This is a genomic window from Kocuria nitroreducens (assembly GCF_042879195.1).
Taxonomy (GTDB): domain Bacteria; phylum Actinomycetota; class Actinomycetes; order Actinomycetales; family Micrococcaceae; genus Kocuria; species Kocuria nitroreducens.
The window spans coordinates 13,597-35,019 of record NZ_JBHZTC010000027.1 but is presented as its reverse complement, the minus strand read 5'-3'; the positions used below and the strand labels follow the sequence as shown (position 1 = coordinate 35,019).

21 protein-coding genes are annotated in these 21,423 nt (G+C 73.0%); 11 read left to right on the top strand and 10 right to left on the bottom strand.

Going from position 1 to position 21,423, the window contains the following annotated elements; translation table 11 throughout:
* Nucleotides 1-237 precede the first annotated feature (237 nt).
* Complete coding sequence (locus ACFYE1_RS15735; protein ID WP_387744901.1) at nucleotides 238-972, bottom strand: ANTAR domain-containing protein; 735 nt, start codon at nucleotides 970-972, stop codon at nucleotides 238-240.
* A 77-nt stretch (nucleotides 973-1,049) separates the two neighbouring features.
* Nucleotides 1,050-1,424, bottom strand: coding sequence for a hypothetical protein (locus tag ACFYE1_RS15730; protein ID WP_387744898.1), 375 nt, complete (start codon nucleotides 1,422-1,424; stop codon nucleotides 1,050-1,052).
* A 105-nt stretch (nucleotides 1,425-1,529) separates the two neighbouring features.
* On the opposite strand from ACFYE1_RS15730, the gene ACFYE1_RS15725 reads away from it, so the two are divergent.
* Nucleotides 1,530-2,567: an alcohol dehydrogenase catalytic domain-containing protein gene (locus ACFYE1_RS15725; RefSeq protein ID WP_387744895.1), complete on the top strand. Its 1,038-nt coding sequence runs from the start codon at nucleotides 1,530-1,532 to the stop codon at nucleotides 2,565-2,567.
* A gap of 215 nt (nucleotides 2,568-2,782) precedes the next feature.
* Here ACFYE1_RS15725 and ACFYE1_RS15720 read toward each other — a convergent pair whose 3' ends face one another.
* Complete coding sequence (locus ACFYE1_RS15720; RefSeq protein ID WP_387744892.1) at nucleotides 2,783-3,487, bottom strand: alpha/beta hydrolase; 705 nt, start codon at nucleotides 3,485-3,487, stop codon at nucleotides 2,783-2,785.
* Nucleotides 3,488-3,740: 253 nt separating this feature from the next.
* Between ACFYE1_RS15720 and ACFYE1_RS15715 the strand changes: the two genes are divergently transcribed.
* Nucleotides 3,741-4,850, top strand: coding sequence for a DUF808 domain-containing protein (locus tag ACFYE1_RS15715; protein WP_387744890.1), 1,110 nt, complete (start codon nucleotides 3,741-3,743; stop codon nucleotides 4,848-4,850).
* Between the two features lie 86 nt (nucleotides 4,851-4,936).
* Here ACFYE1_RS15715 and ACFYE1_RS15710 read toward each other — a convergent pair whose 3' ends face one another.
* Together ACFYE1_RS15710 and ACFYE1_RS15705 are read right to left on the bottom strand one after the other, a co-directional pair.
* The gene (locus tag ACFYE1_RS15710; RefSeq protein ID WP_387744887.1) at nucleotides 4,937-6,922 is read right to left on the bottom strand and encodes a vWA domain-containing protein; all 1,986 of its coding nucleotides are present in this window, start codon (nucleotides 6,920-6,922) and stop codon (nucleotides 4,937-4,939) included.
* An 87-nt stretch (nucleotides 6,923-7,009) separates the two neighbouring features.
* Nucleotides 7,010-8,422 carry a magnesium chelatase gene (locus ACFYE1_RS15705; protein ID WP_387744884.1) on the bottom strand — a complete coding sequence of 471 codons (1,413 nt, stop codon included), beginning with the start codon at nucleotides 8,420-8,422 and terminating at the stop codon, nucleotides 7,010-7,012.
* 170 nt (nucleotides 8,423-8,592) lie between these two features.
* Between ACFYE1_RS15705 and ACFYE1_RS15700 the strand changes: the two genes are divergently transcribed.
* Nucleotides 8,593-9,237, top strand: a complete 645-nt coding sequence (locus tag ACFYE1_RS15700; RefSeq protein WP_387744881.1) for an MSMEG_4193 family putative phosphomutase — start codon at nucleotides 8,593-8,595, stop codon at nucleotides 9,235-9,237.
* A gap of 10 nt (nucleotides 9,238-9,247) precedes the next feature.
* Nucleotides 9,248-9,943, top strand: a complete 696-nt coding sequence (locus tag ACFYE1_RS15695) for an SCO1664 family protein (protein WP_387744878.1) — start codon at nucleotides 9,248-9,250, stop codon at nucleotides 9,941-9,943.
* A 40-nt stretch (nucleotides 9,944-9,983) separates the two neighbouring features.
* Here the strand turns inward: ACFYE1_RS15695 and ACFYE1_RS15690 are convergent, their stop codons facing one another.
* Both ACFYE1_RS15690 and ACFYE1_RS15685 read right to left on the bottom strand, forming a co-directional pair.
* Nucleotides 9,984-10,529 carry an IclR family transcriptional regulator gene (locus tag ACFYE1_RS15690; protein WP_449274643.1) on the bottom strand — a complete coding sequence of 182 codons (546 nt, stop codon included), beginning with the start codon at nucleotides 10,527-10,529 and terminating at the stop codon, nucleotides 9,984-9,986.
* Between the two features lie 3 nt (nucleotides 10,530-10,532).
* Nucleotides 10,533-10,745 (bottom strand): helix-turn-helix domain-containing protein, encoded by a 213-nt coding sequence (locus ACFYE1_RS15685; protein WP_387744873.1) that lies wholly within the window; start codon nucleotides 10,743-10,745, stop codon nucleotides 10,533-10,535.
* Between the two features lie 89 nt (nucleotides 10,746-10,834).
* Here ACFYE1_RS15685 and ACFYE1_RS15680 point away from each other — a divergent pair, with 89 nt between their 5' ends.
* From ACFYE1_RS15680 to ACFYE1_RS15665, 4 genes are all read left to right on the top strand, one after another.
* A complete protein-coding gene (locus ACFYE1_RS15680) occupies nucleotides 10,835-11,932 on the top strand; it encodes a Gfo/Idh/MocA family protein (protein ID WP_387744870.1) in 1,098 nt (365 codons plus the stop codon).
* A gap of 2 nt (nucleotides 11,933-11,934) precedes the next feature.
* Complete coding sequence (locus ACFYE1_RS15675; protein WP_387744868.1) at nucleotides 11,935-12,489, top strand: TRAP transporter small permease; 555 nt, start codon at nucleotides 11,935-11,937, stop codon at nucleotides 12,487-12,489.
* A complete protein-coding gene (locus ACFYE1_RS15670; RefSeq protein ID WP_387744865.1) occupies nucleotides 12,486-13,760 on the top strand; it encodes a TRAP transporter large permease in 1,275 nt (424 codons plus the stop codon). The genes ACFYE1_RS15675 and ACFYE1_RS15670 overlap by 4 nt, the downstream gene beginning before the upstream one ends.
* 83 nt (nucleotides 13,761-13,843) lie before the next feature.
* A complete protein-coding gene (locus ACFYE1_RS15665) occupies nucleotides 13,844-14,872 on the top strand; it encodes a DctP family TRAP transporter solute-binding subunit (RefSeq protein WP_387744862.1) in 1,029 nt (342 codons plus the stop codon).
* A gap of 113 nt (nucleotides 14,873-14,985) precedes the next feature.
* Here the strand turns inward: ACFYE1_RS15665 and ACFYE1_RS15660 are convergent, their stop codons facing one another.
* Together ACFYE1_RS15660 and ACFYE1_RS15655 are read right to left on the bottom strand one after the other, a co-directional pair.
* On the bottom strand, nucleotides 14,986-15,960 hold the full coding sequence (locus ACFYE1_RS15660) for a helix-turn-helix transcriptional regulator (RefSeq protein ID WP_387744859.1): 975 nt from the start codon (nucleotides 15,958-15,960) through the stop codon (nucleotides 14,986-14,988).
* 5 nt (nucleotides 15,961-15,965) lie between these two features.
* Nucleotides 15,966-16,925 (bottom strand): AraC family transcriptional regulator, encoded by a 960-nt coding sequence (locus ACFYE1_RS15655; RefSeq protein ID WP_387744857.1) that lies wholly within the window; start codon nucleotides 16,923-16,925, stop codon nucleotides 15,966-15,968.
* Nucleotides 16,926-17,589: 664 nt separating this feature from the next.
* On the opposite strand from ACFYE1_RS15655, the gene ACFYE1_RS15650 reads away from it, so the two are divergent.
* Complete coding sequence (locus ACFYE1_RS15650; protein WP_387744854.1) at nucleotides 17,590-19,278, top strand: ABC-F family ATP-binding cassette domain-containing protein; 1,689 nt, start codon at nucleotides 17,590-17,592, stop codon at nucleotides 19,276-19,278.
* Nucleotides 19,279-19,294: 16 nt separating this feature from the next.
* Here the strand turns inward: ACFYE1_RS15650 and ACFYE1_RS15645 are convergent, their stop codons facing one another.
* On the bottom strand, nucleotides 19,295-20,176 hold the full coding sequence (locus ACFYE1_RS15645) for a serine hydrolase (RefSeq protein ID WP_387744851.1): 882 nt from the start codon (nucleotides 20,174-20,176) through the stop codon (nucleotides 19,295-19,297).
* A 196-nt stretch (nucleotides 20,177-20,372) separates the two neighbouring features.
* Between ACFYE1_RS15645 and ACFYE1_RS15640 the strand changes: the two genes are divergently transcribed.
* Nucleotides 20,373-20,636 (top strand): hypothetical protein, encoded by a 264-nt coding sequence (locus ACFYE1_RS15640; protein ID WP_387744848.1) that lies wholly within the window; start codon nucleotides 20,373-20,375, stop codon nucleotides 20,634-20,636.
* 328 nt (nucleotides 20,637-20,964) lie between these two features.
* Nucleotides 20,965-21,330: a hypothetical protein gene (locus tag ACFYE1_RS15635; protein WP_387744845.1), complete on the top strand. Its 366-nt coding sequence runs from the start codon at nucleotides 20,965-20,967 to the stop codon at nucleotides 21,328-21,330.
* Nucleotides 21,331-21,423: the final 93 nt, after the last annotated feature.

Here is a 21,423-nt window from a genome sequence, read left to right as displayed (position 1 = left end):
CGTTGTACTGGAGCTTCTGCTGGTGCAAGAACATCCTGACCTCCGTCATCGACTGCACTGGTCCGCCGCCGGTGCGGGACCCTGGGCCCCGTCTCCGGCTCTGCTTCCCACGCTAGTGACCGGCGCACAGAAATGGAAGCTTGCTGATTGAATGACGTGGAGCCGGGCGTGCTCGTCCCCTCTGCCCTGAGGCCCTCGGACCGTGCGCGGTGGAGGAGAGGTGCGCCGGACCCCTCGTCAGACGTCGAAGTGGGTGGTGGCCGGGCCCTTGCCGACCGTGTCCACGAGCTCGGCGGCCAGATCGCGCAGCTTCACGTTGCGGTGGCTGGAGGCCGCCCGCAGGATCTCGAAAGCCCTCTCCTGGCTGCAGCGGTTCTGACCCATGATGATCCCCACGGCAAGGTCGATGGAGGTCCGGGATTCCATCGCGGTCCGCAGGTCGGCCTCGATGTCGCGGTGGCGGGCCAGGCGCACGGCCAACCGCAGGATGGTGGAGGCCTCGGCCACGTGACGCTCGACGACGTCGAGGACTGCCTGGTCGAAGGCGTCCGGGACGTCGGCGTAGACATCCAGGCCCGCCGTGGCCTCCCCACCGAGCTCGAAGGGCACGCCCAGAGCCGAGAGGATCCCGTTCTCGGCGGCGGCCCGCCCGTAGGCCGGCCACCGCGGATCGGTGTGGACGTCACGGAGGTAGACCGTCCGGTGCTCCCGGGCGGCGGTCAGGCACGGGCCGTCGCCGTAGTGGTACTGGATCTCGTCCAGGGCCTCGGCCCGGGGGCTGGAGGAGGCCACGGTGATGGAGCGCTTGGGGCGCAGCAGAGTCACCGCGCACCACACTTCCTCCCCGTCCGCGGTCAGCGCCTGGGCGATGGCGGCGGTGAACGCGTCGAGGAACACGCTGATGTCCTCGGACTCCAGCAGCAGCTCCTGGAGCCCGACCCCGGGCCTGTCACCCGTTCCGTTCTCGGTCATGGACGTCTCCTTCGTCTCGGTCCGATGAGCACCCCGACGCCGCCCAGGAGGGTGTCCGGGTCATGGGGGCGTGGGTCTCAATGTACGGGTTTCCCCAGGTCGTCGCGCTCGAGCGCGTCGCAGTCCTGGGCCCGTGCTTGCTCGAGCAGAACCGAGGGCGCGGCTTCGGCGGCGAGGTGCTCCCGGGACATCAGCACCCCGGTGGCCGGGGCGACGGTCACCCGCGAGGCCGGCGCGGCCTTCAACGACTCGCTCAAGCACGTGCCTGTCCCGAGCTCGTACTGCAGGGCATCGGCGGCCCCCACGGCCTGGTCGGTGGACGCGGTGGAGATCCGGGTGCCCTCCTCGTCCAGCAGGGAGCGCCCGGCGCCGGTCGCACCCGGGATCACCTGGTGGGCCACGCGGGCCGGTCGGCGCACCGCAGCACCGGCATCGTCCAGACTCAGGAGCATTCCGTGCATCTGGGCGAGACGGTGGTCAGTTCACCGGGAGACGTCTGGTGCACCGTTGCGGTGGGGGCCCGTCGGCGCCGCAACGAGCGTGGGAGAGTGGGGGGCATGCGCGCAGTGGTTGTCGATGCTGTCCGGGGCCGGCCCGAGGTCCGTGACGTTGCCGAGCCCACGGCACCGCCGCTCGGGGTGGTCGTCCAGGTGATGGCCACGGGGATGTGCCGCAGCGACTGGCATGCCTGGGCCGGGCACGACGAGATCGTGCTGCCCCACGTCCCCGGGCACGAGCTGGCCGGAGTGGTCGTCGCCGTGGGTGCGGGCGTGCGCCGGTGGAGGACCGGCGACCGGGTGACCGTCCCGTTCGTCTGCGGCTGCGGCCGATGCGACTGGTGCCGTTCCGGCGAGGCGCAGGTCTGTCCCGATCAGGAGCAACCGGGTTTCACCCACTGGGGATCCTTCGCCGAGTACGTCGCCCTGCACGGCGCCGACACGAATCTCGTGGCCGTCCCCGAGCACGTCGACTTCGCCACCGCCGCGGGGCTCGGGTGCCGGTTCGCCACGGCGTACCGGGCCCTGGCCGACCGGGCCCGCGTCACCGAGGGGCAGTGGGTGACCGTGGTCGGGGCCGGCGGGGTGGGGCTCAGCGCGGTGATGATCGCCCGGGCACTGGGAGGGCGGGTGATCGCGGTCGACCGCAATCCGGAAGCGCTCACCACCGCTGGCGCGCTCGGGGCGGAGCACACGCTGCGTGCGGACGGGATCGACATTCCGAGGGCTGTCGCCGATCTCACCGGCGGTGGCAGCGACGTCACCGTGGACGCCGTGGGCAGCGAGCAGGCCTGCGCTGATGCCGTCCTCAGCCTTCGCCGACGCGGCCGGCACGTGCAGATCGGCCTGCTGCCGCCTGTCGAGGGCCACCCGCGGGTGCCGATGGCGAGGGTCATCGGCTGGGAGCTCGACCTGCTCGGCAGCCACGGCATGGCGGCAGCCGACTATCCGGCCATGATGTCCCTCATCGAGCAGGGCGTGCTGCAACCCCAGAAGCTCGTCGAACGCACCATCGGACTCGACGAAGCAGCAGCGCTGCTGCCGGTGTTCGACACGGCGACGGTCGCCGGCATGACCATGGTCGACCCCGCACTGTAGGCGCGGTCGGGATTCCCGCACGGGCGTCCCGCGCCCTGGGCCCGGGGGAGCAAGCTCACCTCCGGGGCCGGCCGAGCACCAGCTGAGCGACCCATGGACAGCAGGGGGACGAGCAGCTCGACGTCCCCTCTGGAGAGGGGACGTCGAACTCTCCGTCGACGACGTGGGAGGGTTCGTGCCCCACGAGTATGGGGGGGGCACCGACGTGCTGATCTCTACTCCATGGACCTCTCCAGGCCGGCCAGCCACGCGGCGCACAGCGCCGGCCAGGACGCGGGCTCGCCGGCGCCGCTGGCCAGCCCGAGGCCGTGCCGTCCACGGGGAAAGACGTGAAGAGCATGGGGCACACCCTGGCGCGCCAGCGCCTGGGCCAGCAGGTAGGAATGCTGCACCGGCACGGACGCGTCGTCGGCGGTGTGCCACACGAAGAAGGGCGGAGCGGCCCGGGTCACCAGCCGGTCGAGGGACGTGGCCGCCCGCACCTCGGCCGAGGGGTCCGGGCCCAGGAGCTCCTCCTGCGACCCCTGGTGCGTGTCGAGCTGCATGGACACCACCGGATATCCGAGGACCACGGCGTCGGTCCGTTCGGGCCCCGAGGGCGAAGCGGTGAGCGCGGCGTGCCCGGCCAGGTGACCACCGGCGGAGAAGCCCAGCAGCACGACCCGCTCGGCGCCGGCGGCCCTGCGCCGGCGCACCTCGGCGCGCACCGCGTCCACGGGATCGGGGTGCCTGGCGTGCACGGGATAGCGGAGGACACCGGCGGAGAGACCGAGCGCACGCAGCCACTCGGCCACCGGCTCGCCCTCGTGGTCCGCGTGCCGGGCGTACCCACCACCGGCGAGGACGACGACGTGCAGAGCGGGCGAGGTCGCGAGTGAACTCGCGCTCGCCGGTCCGGCAATCGGGGGAACAGGGTCCATGCGGGGGGCCTCCTGGTCGGTGCGTCATGGTCGGTGCTTGTTGGTCGGTGCGTCCTGGTCGGTGGTGACCGGTCCCGTGCCGGCACGGCCCCGGTCACCGGGCGGACAGCACCGGCTCCGCGGAACAGCAGGACATCAGTGCCCGTTCGTCCCACCCGGGAGCATCCGGGCGCCCGAGGCCCTACTCTGTCATCATGCTGATCACCACCGCGGCTCCGTCCGCCCCTGTTGAGACCGCGTCGGAGGTCCTTCGATGAGCGGCGGTCTGATGGCCCTGCTGGACGACGTCGCCGCCCTGGCCCGCGTCACCGCAGCCTCCGTGGACGACATCGGCGCGGCCGCGGGCCGGGCGAGCATGAAGGCCGCCGGCGTCGTCGTCGACGACACCGCCGTGACCCCGCAGTACGTCCAGGACGTCTCCCCGGCCCGTGAACTCCCCATCATCTGGCGCATCACCAAGGGCTCGCTGCGCAACAAGCTGATCTTCATCCTCCCGGTCATCCTGCTGCTGAGCCAGTTCGCGCCGTGGTTGCTCACCCCCATCCTCATGCTCGGTGGCAGCTACCTGTGCTTCGAGGGCGCCGAAAAGATCTGGTCGAAGGTCTCGGGCCACGGTGCCAAGACCAAGACCCCGGTGGTCGAGAAGGGCAAGAACGCCGAGGACACGATGGTCGGGGGCGCGGTGCGCACCGACCTGATCCTCTCGGCCGAGATCATGGTCATCTCCCTCAACGAGGTGGCCGATGAGCCGCTGCTCTCGCGCGCGGCCATCCTGCTGGTCGTGGCCATCGGCATCACCGTCCTGGTCTACGGCGTGGTGGCCCTGATCATCCGCATGGACGACTTCGGTCTGCACCTGGCCGGTCGCTCCTCCCCGACCGTCCAGAAGATCGGCCACGGCCTGGTCAAGGGCATGCCCGGCCTGCTCGCGGTCATCTCGGTCGTGGGCACCGCCGCCATGCTCTGGGTGGGCGGGCACATCATCCTCGTCGGCCTCGACGAGCTGGGCTGGCACGCCCCGTACGAGGCCGTGCACCACGTCGAGGTGCTCGTGCACGACGCCGTCCCCGGCGGTCTCGGCGCTGCGCTCGCCTGGCTCACGAACACCTTCTTCTCCGCGGTGCTGGGCCTGGTCTGGGGCGCCGTCCTCGTCCTGGTGTGGGAGCTGCTGCCCTTCGGCAAGGGCGGGCACGGGGCCGAGCACGCCGCCCACGGCGGACACGATGCGCAGGGCGAGCACCACGGGAAGCACTCCCCGGCGGCGTCCTCCGCGGCAGCGTCCTCCGGCGAGGACAGCGCCGGCCCGACCGGATCGTCCGACCCCACCCCGCCGGCCGACGGGGGCTCCACCGCGGCCCGATGACCGCGGCCGGCTGACGAGGCCCGTTCATTGCCGGGGGACGGCGTGCGGCATCGTCCTCCGGCCGGGCCCGTCCGTCACTCGTCCCGTCAGAGGTCGTCGGGGTCCCCGGATCGGGCGTTGAGGTACTCGTCCAGGACGGCGGAGCCCAGATCCCCCGGGTCCGGCGCCACCACGCGCCCGTCGATCCGCTCGGCCATCCGCCGCAGGAACCGCTCCAGGCCGGGGTCGTCGCCGAGCCGGAAGAACGTCGCCTGGGTCCCCATGCGTCCCAGCCGGTCGAGCTCCTCGACCGTGGCGCGCAGGGTCTCCGGCTCCGTGGGCCAGGAGAACCAGCTCTCGCCGTCAGGCAGCAGGTGCGCGGTGGGCTCACCGTCGGTGACCACGAGCAGCACGGGCTGCATCGACGGGTGCTTGCGGAAGAACCGCGTGGCGAGCAGCAGCGCATGGTGCAGGTTGGTGCCCTGCTCTCGCACCGGCGGCAGCCCCGTGAGCTCGTCGACCGGCAGCGCCCGGGCGTAGCGGCCGAAGGCGACGATCTGCAGCTGGTCCCCCCGGAACCGGGTGGAGACGAGGTGGTGCAGGGCCAGCGCCGTGCGCTTCATGGGCACCCAGCGCCCCTCGGCGGCCATGGAGAACGAAGTGTCCACGAGGAGGGCGACGGCGGCCTGTGTGCGCGCCTCGGTCTCGGCCACCTCGATGTCGCGGACGTCGAGGCGCAGAGCCCGGGCGTCGCCGCCCTCGGCGGCCGTGCGCCGGATGGCGTTGGTCACGGTGCGGGTGACGTCCCACGGCTCCGCGTCCCCGAACTGCCACTCCCGGGTGGCGCCGGAGGGCTCGCCGGCCGCTCCGGCGAGGCGGGTGTCGCGCCGACCGGCCCGCGAGGACAGGTTCTGCGCGGCGTCCCGCATCAGTGCCTTGCCGATCCGGCGCACGGCGCGGGGGGAGAGCCGCAGGTCCCCGTCGGCACCGCGCTGCAGGTAGCCGCTGTCCCGCATCGCCCGCTCCAGCTCCGTGAGGGTCCGGGCCGACACCGCGGCGTCCTCGCCCAACTGGCGTGCGAGTGCGTCGAGGTCCATGTCGTCGAGGTTGGCGCCCCGGTGGTGCTGCGCCAGCTGCTCCGCGAGCGCATCGAGCTCGGCGATGTCCTGCAGCACGCCCGTGCCGTCGCCGAGCCCCAGGCCGTCCTGGCCCTCGAAGTTCTCCGTCCCGCCCCAGTTCTCACCGGGGCGCAGCGCCTGCAGATTGGCGTCGAGCCGACCGAGCTGGTCCATGAGCTCGGGGGACCCGAACGCCTGGGCGGAGAGCTGCATCAGCTCCTGGCGCTGCTCGGGGGACATCGAGTTCAGCATCCGCTGGGCCGCCGCGGAACGCTGGGCCATGGCGTCGATCAGCTCCTCGACCGACTGCGGGTTCTCGGGGAAGTAGTCCCCGTGCTTCGCCATGAAGTCCTGGAAGTCCTCGTCGGTGTCCTCGCCCCGCCCGTGCTTCCCGAGCAGCTCGTTGAGGTCCCGGAGCATCTCGGCCACGGCTTCGCGGTCGGCGTCCGTGGCGTTCTCCAGGGCCTGCTTCATCCCGGCGAAGCGCTGGTCGAGCAGCTCGCGGCCGAGGAGGTCCTTGATCTGCTCGTACGCCTCCCGCGCGGACGGGGACTGCCAGTCGTAGGAGGCGAGCTCGCTGATGGCGGCGGCCGTGGAGCTCGGCAGGCCCTCGAGCTGCATCTCCCGGAAGGAGCGGTCCATCGGGTCCATCCGGGCGTCCCGCAGGAACTGCTCGCGCTCCAGGCGCAGCGCCTTCTCCAGCAGCTTCTTCGCCTCCTCGAGCGTGCCGCCCATACTGTGGCGCTTCAGGAGCTCGCGCCGCCGCTGCTGGACGCGCCGGGACAGGTCGTCCAGGCCGTCGCGTCCGCGGCCGCCCCGGCGGAGGAACTCGCGCAGCGCGTCCTCCGGCGAGTACCCGGCCATGACGTCCTCCGAGACGGCCTCGAGCGCCTCGGACAGGTCCACCGGCGGGGCCAGCGGATCGGGTCCTCCGGTGTACCGGCCGTACCTCGAAGAGCGGTGGTGTGCGGGCATGACGCCCCCTCTGTGTCTTTTCTGCGTCCTCGTGCGGTTGTCGAGCGGTCGTCCCTGCGTGGTCGTCCCCGTGTGCCGGCCGGGCGGTCAGCCGTAGACGGTTCCGGCCTCGTCGGCGTCCTTGGAGATCTTCTGGGCGAGGTAGAGACCCTCGAGCGCCAGCTCGATCGCGCTGGCTCGCTGCCCCGGCGTGGTCGCGCCGAGGCGTGCGGCGATCTCGTCGTAGGCGGTCGCGGCCCCGTCGGCGTCCTTGGTCAGCTCGGGGAGCCCGGCGAGGAAGTCCCGGGCGGAGACGTCGTCGCCGGTGGACACGGTCGTGCGGCCGTCGAAGGCCTCCACGACCGGTCCGAGGTCGAGTCCGCGGAATCGGCCGCGGACGGTCTCGGCGGTGGCCCGGCGGAGCAGGTGGTCGAGGACGGCGCGCTCGCGGCCCTCCTCACCGGACTCGAACTCGATCTTGCCGGCCAGGACGTCGGTGGCCGTCTCCATGTCCACCATCCGCGCGACGGCCTCCTCCTCGCCGCGGATCGTGGCGCGCCGCAGCGCGGCCGCCGCGACGGTCTCCGCGCCCGCGATGGCGAAGCGCGCCGACACTCCCGAGCGCTGGTCCACCGCGGAGGACTCCCGCAGCAGGCGGGTGAACCGGGCCAGGGTCTCGAGGATCGGGTCCGGGACCTCGGCGATCAGCTCGGCCTCCTGACGGATCACAGCGATCTCGTCCTCCAGCTCGAGCGGGTAGTGGGTGCGGATCTCGGCGCCGAACCGGTCCTTGAGCGGCGTGATGATCCGGCCGCGGTTCGTGTAGTCCTCGGGGTTGGCCGTGGCCACCACCAGCACGTCCAGCGGCAGCCGCAGGACGTAGCCGCGGATCTGGATGTCGCGCTCCTCCATCACATTGAGCATGGCCACCTGGATGCGCTCGGCGAGGTCGGGCAGCTCGTTGATGGCCACGATGCCGCGGTGCGAGCGGGGCACGAGTCCGTAATGGATGGTCTCCGGGTCCCCGAGCCGCCGGCCCTCGGCGACGCGCATCGGGTCCACGTCCCCGATGAGGTCCGCCACGGACGTGTCGGGGGTGGCGAGCTTCTCGACGTAGCGCTCCGACCGGTGCCGCCAGACCACGGGCAGCTCGTCGCCCTCGAGCAGGATACGGCGCCGCGACGCCTCGGTCAGCGGCTCCAGGGGGTGCTCGTTGAGCTCCGACCCCTCGATGGCGGGGGACCACTCGTCGAGCAGGCCGGCGAGGGTACGCAGCAGGCGGGTCTTGCCCTGGCCGCGCTCGCCCAGCAGCACGACGTCGTGGCCGGCGAGCAGGGCCCGCTCGAGCTGGGGCAGGACCGTGTGCCCGAGCCCGTGCAGGCCCGGCCAGGGGTCACCGCCCTCGGCCAGAGTCCGCAGGAGGTTGTCGCGGATCTCCTCGCGCAGCGTCCGGTGGGCGACGCCGGCGGCGCGGAGCTCGCCGAGCGTGCGGATGTCAGGGTGATCGGTCCGATCAGTCACAGCGCCAACCTAACCCCGGCGTCAAGAGGGCGCCCGTGCACGGGGCTCCGGCGTCGTCGACGGCGATGCCCCACGGCGGTGCCCGACGGTGGTGCCCGACGGTGGTGCCCGACGGTGGTACCTGCGCGGCCCCTGTGGCCGCAGGGGCCCCGCCAGTACGCTGGTGCATCATGGTCACTCGCAAGGCACCACGGAGCACCCTCGTCCTGCTCGTGCGGCACGGGGAGACCCCCACCACAGGCAAGGTCCTGCCGGGACGGGCCCCCGGCCTGCACCTGTCCGATCGCGGCCGGGCCCAGGCGGACCGGGTGGCGGAGCGGCTGGCGGGGGTCCGCGTCGACGCGGTGTACACCTCCCCGCTCGAGCGCACCCGCGAGACCGCGGCGCCGACCGAGGCGCGGACCGGCCGGGAGGCCGTCGTGGAGCCGGGGCTGCTCGAGTGCGACTTCGGGGAGTGGACGGGTGAGGAACTCTCCCGGCTCTCCCGTCTCAAGGCCTGGTCGACCGTCCAGCGGGCGCCCTCGACCTTCCGGTTCCCCGGCGGGGAGAGCTTCCCCGAGATGCAGGCGCGGACCGTCGGTGCCGTGGACCGGGTGCGCGCCGCCCACCAGGGCGGGGTGGTGGTCTGCTTCTCGCACGCCGACCCCATCAAGGCGGCGCTCGCCCACGCCCTGGGCACGCACCTGGACCTGTTCCAGCGCATCGTGGTCAGCCCCTGCTCGATCTCGGCGATCTCGTACCCGCCGGGGCAGGCGCCGGCCGTGCTCGCGGTGAACTCCACCGACGAGCCGCTGGCCGGCCTGAGGGCGTCGTGAGCGGACGCTGATGGGCGAGCTCGTGCTCCTGACGGAGGGCCGGATGGAGCTCCTCGGACTGATCCGGGAGAGCAGCAACTCGGCGCTGCTCGTGGAGGTCACACTCGAGGAGGAGTCGCTCTGGGGCATCTACAAGCCCCTCGAGGGCGAGCGGCCGCTGATCGACTTCCGCCCCGGCCTGCACCGGCGCGAGCGCGCCGCGTACGTGCTGAGCGAGCTCCTGGGCTGGGGCATCGTCCCGCCCACCGTCCTGCGGCAGGACGGCCCGTTCGGCCCGGGGTCCCTGCAGCGGTTCGTCGAGCACGACCCGCTGCAGCACTACTTCACCCTCTACGACGCCGCCCCGGACACCCATGACGCCCTGCGCCGGATCGCGCTGTTCGACCTCGTCGCCAACAACGCCGACCGCAAGGGCGGCCACGTGCTGCGCGGGGCCGACGGCCGGATCTGGGGGATCGACCACGGTCTGTGCTTCGCGGCGGCGTTCAAGCTGCGGACCGTCGTCTGGGACTTCTCCGGCGAACCCGTCCCCGAGGACCTGCTCCGGGACATCGCCCCCCTGGCCGACGACGTGCCCGCCGAGCTCGCGGAGCTTCTCGACGCCGCGGAGGTGGCCGCGCTGCGGCGGCGGGTGCGCCGGCTGCTCGACGAGGCGGTCCTGCCGGTCGACGTCACCGGCCGCCGGATCCCCTGGCCGCTCCTCTGACCGCGAGCCCGGAGGTGCCGGGCGCCGTCCCGGGGGGTCGTCACGGCCGGAGGGGGAGCTCCAGGGCCAGCTCCGTGGCGGCCTGCTGCAGCTGCGGGAGACACCTCAGCAGCCCCTCCAGATCGGTGCGGAAGAGCGGCGCCGCCAGGGCGACGGCGGCGATCCGCCGCTCCGACGGGGACAGGACCGGCACGGCGACGGCGGCCATGCCGACGTCGTTCTCCTCCTGCTGGCCCGCCCAGCCCGGGACCCGGATCCGCTCCACCTGGCGCCGGAGCTCTTCCCGGTCGGTGAGCGAGTGCTCGGTGCGCCGGACGAGGTCGATCGTCCCCAGCAGGCGCTCGCGGGTGTCCGGTTCGCTGAAGGCCAGCAGCGCCTTGCCGACGGCACTGGAGTGCAGGGCCCCGTGGTCGCCGGGGTCGGTGGTGGTGCGGAACTGGGGGCCGTCCAGCTTGCGCACCGTCAGGAAGTGCGCGCCGTCGAGCACGCCGAGGATCGAGCTCTCCCCCGTGGCGGCGGTGAGCCGCTGGAGAACCGGCGTCGCGGTGCCCTCGAAACCGCGGCTGCCGGCGGCCTTCTGCCCCAGCTGTTAGACGCGCAGGCCCAGCCGGTACCTCCTGTCCTGCGGGTCGTAGGTCGCGAACCCGGCGCTGACCAGGGTGTTCAGCAGCCGGTAGGCGGTGCTGAAGGGACGGTGCGCCTGCTCGGCGATCTGCGCGGCAGTGGCGCCGTGCGGATGGTCCCCGAGCAGGGTGGGCAGTTTCAGCGCCTTGCCCACGGTGCCGGTCTCGTCGGTCGTCATCCTGAGGCCTTCCTTGACACGGTCTGTGATCTACATCATGCTCATATTTCAGATAACAGCAACAGTTTCCATCATATGGAAGTTAAAACATGGAGCGGAAATTGCGCATCGCCGTCGTGGGGGCCGGACTCATCGGGCGCCAGCACGCCCGGCGGGTCCTCGATCACCCGCTCCTGGAGCTGCGCTGCGTCGTCGATCCGTACGCCGACCCCGCGGACGTCCCCATGGGCCCGGACACCGCCCTGGTGACCGGCCTCGGGGCGGTGCTGGGGAACGTGGACGGCGTTGTCCTGGCCACCCCGAACGCCGCCCACCGCGAAGGCGCCCTGGCCGCGATCGGCGCCGGGGTGCCGGTGCTGGTGGAGAAGCCGATCGCCGACACCTTGGCGGCGGCCGAGGAGATCGTCGCCGCCGCAGAGGCGAGCGGGGTGCCCGTGCTGGTCGGCCACCACCGCCGGCACTCCCCGCTGTTGGCCCGGGCCGTGGAGATCGTCGCGTCCGGGGCGATCGGGGATCCGGTGGCGGTGATGGGATCGGCGCTCTTCCGCAAGCCCGACGACTACTTCGAGACCGCGCCCTGGCGGACCGAGGCCGGGGGAGGACCGATCCTGATCAACCTGGTCCACGATGTCGACGGCCTGCGCGCGCTGTGCGGGGAGATCGCCCGGGTCCAGGCCGTCACCGGCAGCGCCGCCCGGGGCTTCGCGGTCGAGGACACCGCGGCGCTCACCCTGAGCTTCGCGAACGGCGCGCTGGGCACCTTCATCGTCTCCGACGCCGCCGCCTCCGGCCGGTCCTGGGAGCAGACCTCCGGGGAGAACCCCAGCTACGACCGGGCCGAGGACGAGGACTGCTACCACGTGGCCGGCACCCGCGGCTCGCTGTCGGTGCCGACCCTGCGGCTGCGGACCTACGAGGGCACGGCCTCGTGGTGGGATCCCGCGACCGTCACCACGGTGGAAGCACCCTGCCAGGACCCGCTGGGCCGGCAGCTGGAGCACTTCGAGCGGGTGGTCCGCGGGGAGACGGCGCCGAGGGTCTCCGCCCGGGACGGCCTGCAGGCGCTGCGCGTGGTCCACGCCGTGGCGGAGAGCGCCCGCACCGGGGCTGCCCGTCGACGTCCCCACCGGCCTTCCGGCGGCCCCGCCGGTCGCCGACCGCAGCACCCCGAGAACAGGAGTGGATGACCATGTCGTCAGTCCCTGAGCCGGCAGCGCCGGCCGAACCGCCGCCCGCCCGGGAGATCGGCGTCCTCCGCTGGCTGGGCTACGTCGAGCAGCTGATCGGCGGGCTCCTCATCCTGGTGATCTTCGTCTTCGTCCTGATGCAGGCCGTGCAGCGCTACCTGCCCACGGGGACCTGGGTCGGTGCGGGGGAGCTCTCCCGCTACGCCCTGGCCGGGCTGACGTTCCTCATGGCGGGCTACCTCTACGGCCACGGGCTGCACATCGCGGTCCTGGTGATCGACCGGTACACCTCCGGGCGGGGCGCGAAGGCGCTGCACGTGCTGACCCACGTCCTGGTGCTGCTCGCCTCCCTGCTGCTGCTCAACGAGGTGTGGTTCCTGCTCACGGACTCCGTCTCGCAGTCCACCCCGGCCCTGGGGATCCCCCTGCTGTGGATCTATCTGCTGCCCCTGCTCGGAATCCTCACCCTCACCGTCCGGTCGGCCGTGGCGATCTTCGTCCCGCGCGCGATCGCGGCGGACCCCGATCCGATCGTCGCGGAAGGAGCCGGCGCATGAGCATCTGGATCCTCGCCGTCCTCATCATCGTCCTCATCGGCCTGCGGACGCCCGTGGGCCTGGCCTTCCTGGGCCCGAGCGTCCTGTACATGCTGCTGGAGGGGAACTCCGCGGGCCTCGGCTTCCGCCAGGCCTTCAACGGGGTCGCGTCCTTCCCGCTGCTGGCCGTGCCCCTGTTCATCCTCCTGGGCTCCATCGCCAACCGCGCCGGGATCGCCGACCGCATCTTCGACTTCGCCCTGGCGCTGCTGGGCCGGGTCCGCGGCAACCTCGGCTACGTCAACATCGCCACCAGCCTCGGCTTCTCCTGGATGAGCGGCTCCGCGCTGGCCGACGCCGCGGCCCTGGGCAAGATCCAGGTGCCGGCCATGATGAAGGCCGGCTACACCTTCCGGTTCGCCTCCGGCCTCACCGCCGCCTCGGCCCTGATCGCCCCGGTGATGCCCCCGTCCATCCCGGCCGTCATCTACGCCTCCGTGGCCGCCGTGTCCACCGGGGCCCTGTTCGCCGGCGCCGTGCTCCCGGCCTTCCTCATCGCCCTGGGACTCGCGATCACGGTGTTCGTCCTGACCCGCCGCAACACCGACCTGGAAACGATCCCGTTCAGCTGGTCGACCCTCGGCACCGCCACGCTGCGGGTGATCGGCCCGCTCGGCGCCCCGGTCATCATCCTCGGCGGCATCCTGCTCGGCCTGTTCACCCCCACCGAGGCCGCCGCGGTCGGGGTGGCCTACATGGTGGTCCTGGGCTTCGTCTACCGCACCCTGAACCTGCGCTCGATCGTGGAGGCGGTCCGGGAGGCGGCCACGATCACGGCGTCGATCACCCTCATCCTGGCGTCGGCCTCCCTGCTGGGCTGGATCCTGGCCCGCGAGCGCGTGCCCCAGGAGGTCGCCGAGTTCGTCATCTCCTTCACCGACAGCCCGATCGTGTTCCTGCTCCTGATCAACGTGCTGCTGGTCCTGCTGGGCATGGTCATCGACGCCACCGCGGTCATCATGATCACCGTCCCGGTGCTGATGCCCATCGCCCTCGAGTTCGGGATCAATCCCCTCCACCTCGGGGTCATCATCATCGTCAACCTCATGATCGGGCTCCTGACGCCGCCCGTGGGCAGCGTCCTCTACGTGATGAGCTCGGTGACCCGCAGAGGGGTGGACGAGGTCTTCCGGGGCATCGCGGTCTTCCTGGTCCCCCTGGTCGTCGTCCAGCTGATCATCACCTTCTTCCCTCCGGTCGTCACCGGTCTGCCGGCCCTGCTCGGCCTGTAGCCCGCCACGGCGGTCCACGTCACCGTGCCGCTCACCGTCCACGCACTTCACCGAACCGCCCCACCGAACCACAGGAGAACACCATGCGATCCACCACCCGTCAGCGTCTGGCCGCCGCCGTCAGCCTGCCCCTGGCCCTCGGCCTGCTCACCGCCTGCGCCGGCGGGGGCTCCGGAGCCGGGGGAGGCGAGGGAGGAGCCCAGTCCCTGAGCTTCGCCAACAGTTACGCCGAGGACCACCCGCACAACCGGTGCGGCGCCGCGCTCGTGCAGGAGGCCGTCGCCGCCGACGACATCGAGGTGGAGCTCTTCCCCTCGAGCCAGCTCGGCGGGGACACCGACCGGTTCACGTCTGTGATGTCCGGCGACATCGCGATGGACCTCCAGGGGTCCTCCGGGCTGGCCGCCACCTACGAGCCCATCGGCGTCATGGACATGGCGTACGCCTTCGACGACGTCGACCACCTCTTCTCCTGGTTCGACGAGTCCGAGGCCGCCCAGCAGATGAGGGACGACTTCGAGACCGAGACCGGAGCGAGGATCCTGGACGTCTGGTACTACGGCGACCGGACGTTCTCCGCGAACTCGCCCATCCGCACGCCCGACGACCTGGACAACCTGCGCATCCGCTTCCCCGACTCCCCGGTGCACCTGCAGAACGCCGAGGCCCTCGGCGCCGAGCCGGTCGCGGTGGCGTTCGAGGAGATCTACCTGGCCCTGCAGCAGGGCACCGTGGACGGCCAGGAGAACCCGGTCACGCTCACGGCGCAGAACAGCTTCGACGAGGTGCAGGACTACGTCAGCCTGAACCGCCACTCCGTGGGCTCGCAGCTGGTCGTCATGAACGCGGACGCCTGGAGCGGGCTGTCCGAGGAGCAGCAGACCGCCCTGACCGAGGCCGTCCGGGACGCCCGTGCCGACAACCTCGAGTGCGCCCAGCAGGCGGAGCAGGAGGTCCTCGACGAGTGGGAGGCCGCCGGCACGCCCGAGGTCGTCGAGGACGTCGACGTCGAGGCGTTCCGCAGCCAGGCCCAGGACTTCTTCCTGAACAACCTCGACGGCGAGCAGCTCGAGCTCTACCAGGACATCCGCGACTCCGCCGGGCAGAACTGACCCGCCCGCGGACCGTGTCCGAGGGGCGCTGACCGGACCACGGCGGCGCCCCTCGCCGTGCCGGCCCGCCGGCGCCCGTGGCCCTGCTCAGCAGCCCTGCTCAGCGGCGCTGTCTAGCGGCGCAGGGTGGCGGCCGGGTTCTCGCCGTAGGCCTGCCGGTGGCGGCGCGCGAAGTCGCCGGGGTGGGCCATGCCCCAGCGCAGGGCGATGCCGCGCACGGTGTCGCCGCGGGACGGATCTCCCTGCACCAGGTCGTCGTGGGCGGCCACCAGGCGCAGCTCGCGCAGATAGGCCCCCGGCGTGGTCCCGGCGTGGGAACGGAAGGCCCGGCTGAGTTCCACGGTGCTCGTCCCCGCGTGGCGGGCGACGTCCTCGACCGTGATCGGCGAGGACACGGCGCCGTGCAGGAACTCGACGGCGCGCCGGTAGGCCGAGTGCTGCCCGGCGGCCGAGGTGCGCCGGACCCCGGGATCCCCGGCGAAGGAGAACGTCTCCAGGGTCGCCACCGCCATCTGCCGCCGCAGGTCGGCGCGCAGCAGGGGAACGGAGGCGACCTCGGGCTGGGCCAGGACCTGCTGCACGAACGTGAAGGTGCTCCTCCAGTGCCTCTCCCGCGCGGGGGAGCGCGGGCGCGGGTCGTGGAAGGAGACCTCGAGGGTCTCGTCCCCGTAGACCGTCCGGGCGGTCCTCTGCATCGTGGACAGGCCGATGTTGACCGAGTCGACCAGCAGCTGGTCCACCTCGCCGTAGTACTCCTGGCCCGGCTGGAGCAGGAACACCCCGAGCCCGGTGCCCGTCCGGCCGTCGATGCTCCAGTCGACGCCCCCGGCGCGCGGCAGGACGACCGAGAAGACCTCGTCGAGCACCATCCGGCCGGCGATGCTGCCGCGGAAGGTGAGCCGGCCCAGATTGAGGTCGGGGTCGCCCAGCACGTCCTGGCGGTACAGGAAGGACGACTCGTCGGCGACCGTGCCCATGCGTGCACTGGTGTAGATCTGCTGCAGCGCCTCGTTGGCCACCTCCGGGTCGGTGGTCGCCACGTGCAGGTGGATCGGTGTCTCCGGCGCCGTCTCCGTCTTCTGGTGCATCCCGGTCAGCTCCGCAGGGTGGTGGCCGGGGTCTGCCCGTGCCGGTCCCGGTAGGCGGCGGCGAAGCGTCCGCGGTGGGTGAAGCCCCAGTGCGCGGCGACCGCCTCCACGGTCGAGCCGGTGGTGGGGTCGGCAGCCAGCAGCTCCCGGTGGACGGCGTCGAGCCGGACGGCGCGCAGATAGGCCATCGGGGTCGTGTCCAGCTCCCGCCGGAAGGCCGCCTGGAGCCCGCGCACGCTCATTCTGGCGGCGGCGGCGATGTCGGCCGGGCCGATGTCGGCGGCCACGTGCTCCTCGATGAAGGCGACCGCCCGCCGCACCCCGGCCGGAGCGGGGCGGGACTGCCCGGCAGACGTCTCCTTGCGGTCCAGGAAAGTGCCGGGAAAGGTGTGCAGCAGGACGGTGGCGAGGGATCGGGCGGCCTCGGCCCGGATCAGGGGGCTGCTCATCGCCCGGTCGTCGGGCAGGAGGTCGCGGGCCAGGTGGGAGACCGTCCCCCGCCAGTACTGCGTCATGGCCGGCGACACCGCGTGCGTCCCCGTGAACTCCAGCCGGAAGCTCTCGTTCCCCAGCAGCAGCCGGGCGTGGTCCTCCACCGCCGCGGGGTCCAGGGACACGGTGGTCGCCTCCAGGTCTTCCCACCAGGTGGAGAAGGTGCGCTGGGGGAACAGGAAGGGCCCGGTGCGGGGGAAGCGGTCACCGGCGCTGGTGGCGCTCAGCGCGCCCGCCGTGACGTGGCACACCCGCAGCACCCCGGCGCCGTCCGTCCTGCCGGTGCACGAGGAGCCCCTCAACCGCACGCGCTCGTAGGCCACGGAGCCGACGCCGGTCGAGGCCAGGGCCATGTCGAACCCGCCGTCCGGGGACCTGCGCACTCCCCGGAGGGCGAAGACCTCGTCGAGCACCGCAATCCCCTCGACCGGGTCGCGGGTGGCGAAGAAGGACCGCTGCACCTCGGAGTCCATGTCATCTACGCTACGCCCGCGCGCGGACGGAGTCGACAGCAGGCTCCCCGGTCCCGGAGGCCGCCGCCGCGGTTCCGCCGCCGGTGGCGGGCGCAGGGCGTGCGCTGCGCCCTGCGGGGGTGGATCCGCCCAGCAGGACCATGCTGCGCCGGAGCGTGTGGACCCACCCCGCCCGTCCCAGCATGTGCAGCGCCACGCGTTCTCGCGGGGGATCGCCAGCCGCCCGATGACCGTGCAGACGGCCAGCACGGCGACCGCAGCGCTTCCCACGACCAGGACCGAGACCATCGGATGTTCCCCTCGGATCCTTCTCCAGGGCCTGGCGGCGCCGACCAGCACGTCCCCGAGGGGCCGGGCTGCGGTGCCGTCGGACCTTTGAAGCTGTCAAGTCTGGAAGGCTCCACGGCACAGGACCAGCAGTGAGTTCCGCACGACCTTTCGACTGGGCCGAAAGGTTGCGCCGGCGCCCCGGTCATCTGACGAGCCGGCGTGCGAGACCCTTGCCCGCAGCGCCCGCGCCGGCGTAGCTTGGGTCCATGTTCCTGTCCTGATGCCCCGGCCCGCGTCCGCGGCCGGCACCGTCGATCCGAGCCTGGGGGGCTCAGCGCATCCGGTGCCGCACTCGCCCGGCGGGCTCGACCTCCAGCATCGACGGGACTCCACCGTGACCTCCACCGCCCCCTCGGCGGCACCCGCCGCCCCGCACCGCTCCGCCCACCTGCGCCTGGACGGCATCGGCGTCGTCCACCCCGGCCGCCGGGTCCTCACCGACGTGTCGCTGACCGTCACCGCCGGCGAGCGCATCGGCCTCATCGGGGAGAACGGCGCCGGCAAGACCACCCTGCTGCACGTGGCCGCCGGGCTCATGGTGCCGGGCGCCGGCACCGTGCACCGGCCCGAGCGCACCGGACTGCTCCACCAGGAGCTCGACCTCCCCGCCACCACCACCCTGGAGCAGGTCGTCGAGCAGGCCGTCGTGGAGGTCCGTGCCCTGGAGCACCGGCTGGCCGCGCTCGCCGCCGGCATCGCCGAGACGCCCGACGACCCCGCGACGGCGGACGCCTACGACGCCGTGCTCCGGGACGCGGAGCGCCACGGGCTGTGGGCCCTCGACGCCCGCATCGAGACGGTCCTGGGCGGGCTCGGCCTGGCCCGGCTGCCGAGGAGCCGGGCGGTCGGGGAGCTGTCCGGCGGGCAGCGGCGCCGGCTCGCGCTCGCGGCGCTGCTGCTGGCCCGGCCCACGGCGCTGCTGCTCGACGAGCCGACCAACCACCTCGACGACGCCGCCGTCGGCTTCCTCGCGGAAGAACTGGCCGGCTGGCGGGGCCCGGTGCTCCTGGCCAGCCACGACCGCTGGTTCCTGGACGAGGTGGCCACCGGGGTGGTCGACCTCGACCCCGCGCTGGGCCCCGACGAGTCCGCGGGCGGGCCGCCCCGGCAGGGCACCTCGTCCGCGGGTGGCTACAGCGTCTACCTCGACCAGCGGGAGCTCGACCGCCGCCGCTGGGCCGAGCGCTTCGCCGCCCAGGGCCAGGAGCGGGAGCGGCTGCAGGAGATCGCCGAGGTCTCCGGCCGGGAAATCTTCCACACCACGGCCCCGAAGTCCGAAGGACGGATCACCCGGAAGTTCTACAGCGACCGCGCCGCCAAGACCGTCGGCGGCCGGGTGCGCTCGGCCCGCCACCGGCTGGCAGCGCTCGAGCGGACCGCGGTGGGCGCCCCGCCGCAGCCCCTGCGCTTCGCGGGGTTCGACCGGGGCGCGGACACCGCGATCGACACCGACCTCCCGCTGGTCCGGCTGGCCGGGGCCCGGGTCGCAGGGCGCCTCGAGCCCACCGACCTCGAGCTGCGCGCCGGGGACCGGCTGCTGGTCGAGGGCCCGAACGGCACCGGGAAGTCGACGCTGCTCGCCGTGCTGGCGGGGGAGCTGAGCCCCGACAGCGGGACCGTGGAGCGGCAGAGCTCCGTCGTCGTCGGCCGCCTGGCCCAGGACGACTCCTGGCCGGACCTCTCCTGCACGGCCGAGGCGGCCTTTCGCTCCCGGCTGCGCGACGGGGACCGCGCCCCGACGCTGGAGGAACTGGGCCTGCTGCGCGACGGCGACGCCTCCCGCCCCCTCGGGGAGCTCTCCCCCGGGCAGCGCCGGCGGGTCGCGCTCGCGGTCCTGGTCGCGGAGCCCGCCCCGCTGCTGCTCCTGGACGAACCCACCAACCACGTGTCGCTGGCCCTGGCCGAGGAGCTCGAGCGGGCCCTGGAGGACTACCCGGGAACGGTGGTGCTGGCCACGCACGACCGGTGGGTCCGGCGGCGCTGGCGGGGCCGGGTCGTCCCGGTGCGGCCCGGGACGCCGTGAGGGGCCCGGGGTCCGCCTACGGTGCCGCCGCCGCCGGCAGCGCGGCGGCGGCAGTGTCCTCGCGCACGTACGCCTCGATCTCCCGCCCGGCGTTCCCGAACCAGGGCGCCGACTCCTCGTAGTCGGACCACCCGTCGGTGAGCACGGCGACGACGTAGTCGTGGCCGCCGAGCTCGACGATCCCGGCGTCGTGCGAGACGTCCTGCAGCAGGCCGGTCTTGTGCGCGAAACCGACGTCCGGGGAGAAGCCCGAGGACAGGGCGTAGTCGAGGTGCTGCTCCTCGAGGAACCCCAGGAACAGGGCCGTGGAGGAGCCGGAGAGCAGTTCGCCCCGGCGCAGGCGGTCCAGGAGGTCGGCGACGTCGGCGGGGGTGGTGGTCATCGCCACGACGTCCTCGGACCCGGTGGCGGGGTCGAACGTGGTGGCCACGAAGCCCTGCCGGTGCGCGAAAGCCTCGACCTCCTTCCACCCGAGCCAACGGCCCAGCGCCGCGCCGGAGGCGTTGTCCGACCAGCTGATCATCACGTCGAGGGCCTGCTCGACCGTGAGGCCCAGCTCCGGCACCGTGTCCGAGAGGGCGAGGGCACCCCCGTCCACCTGGTCGAGGACCGCATGGGCGAGGAAGAGCTTGTAGAGGCTCGCACTCGTGAACGGACGGCCGGCGTCCCGGGCCACCACCTCCTCGCCCGCGGGGTCGAGCAGCACGACCCCGAGCTCCCCGGGCACCCCGCCGGCGAGGTCCTCCAGGCCCTGCGCCAGGTCCACGGCGGCGGCCTCGGCCGTGGGGACGGCGCTCGGCACGTCCGTGGGTCCGCCGCAGGCGCCGAGAAGGACGGTGAGGGCTGCGCCCAGCACCGCGGTGCGGCCGGTTCGGGCCCCTCGACAGCTCTTGCGCACGGCGCGCCTCTCGTTCCCGGGCGGAGGAAGCGGGCGGATCGCCCCCGGCGGACGGCGCCGGTCCCGCTTCCGACCGTACCGGTCCCGACCGGGGTCCCGGCTGAGCATGTTCCGTCAATCGGCTCCCCGGCCCTTGAACCGAGTTGGCAAGCGTGCTTATCTTTGAGGGTCCACGCAGAACCACGGAGGAGGGGTCATGGCTGCAGCGGCAGGCGAGGCATGGTGGCGGAGGATGCTGGCGATCGGGTTCCTGTCCTTCGCCGCCCTGGGACTTGCGGGGTGCGACGACTCCGGGTCCGGCGGCGAGGAGAACACGGAGCAGGAGGCCCCCGCCGGGGGCGAGGAGACCGCCGGCGACGAGGCCACCGACGCGATCGAGGACGACGCCTCGACGCAGGGCGAGGGTCCCACGGAGGGCGAGCATCCCGCGGAGGAGGACCACCAGGAGGACGACGGCTGAACCGCTGGGCCTGGCCGGCGGTGCCGGGGGAGCTGTCGGCAGAGCTCACCGCACCGCTCGGCCGGCTCAGCCGGTGGGCCGCGAGGACGGTACGGAGCCCCTGACCCGGTCCTGCGCGCGTCCGCCGCCGCCCTCGGCCCCTCCGCTCCCGACCGCGCTCTCCGGCTCCCGTCGCCCCACAAGAGTGGGCAGGCCCCGGGCGTGCGAACGGTCCAGGATGGAAGCAACTCCTGCGGGGGCGACCGGGGGACCCCGGTCGAGGTCGCTCCCGGAGCCGCTCATCCCCGGGTCCGATCCTCCGGGGAGAGCCGCACGCGAAAGGCCCGTCGTGACCACTCCGCTCCTTCCCGAGCTGCCCCGGCTGCCGGACTTCTCCGGCCGGTCCTCGGCCGAGCCGGGGGCCGCGCGCCCCGGCCGCGAGTTCGAGCCGGTGGCCACGGGCGCCCTGCTCCTGCTCCTCGCGCTGACCGTGGTCCTGGCCGTCCTCGTCCGCGCCGTGCCGGTGGGACCGCTGGTCGCGGTGGTGCTCCTGCTGCTCGTGGCCGTCGGTGTGCTCGCGCTCGGCGCCCGGCAGGACGGCAGGCCCCTGCCGGCGCAGTCCCCGGAGGAGCTCGCCGACGAGGCGCCGGAGACGCAGGGGGTCTACTACTACGACCGGCACGGCCGGCCGGTGACCATCGACGACGCGTTCTGAGCCGCGCCGAGTCCCGCGTCCCCTTCCGGGGCGGTGTCCGGCCGCCGCGGCCGCACCAGGACCGTGTCCGAATCGTGTCCGTCATCTTGGCCC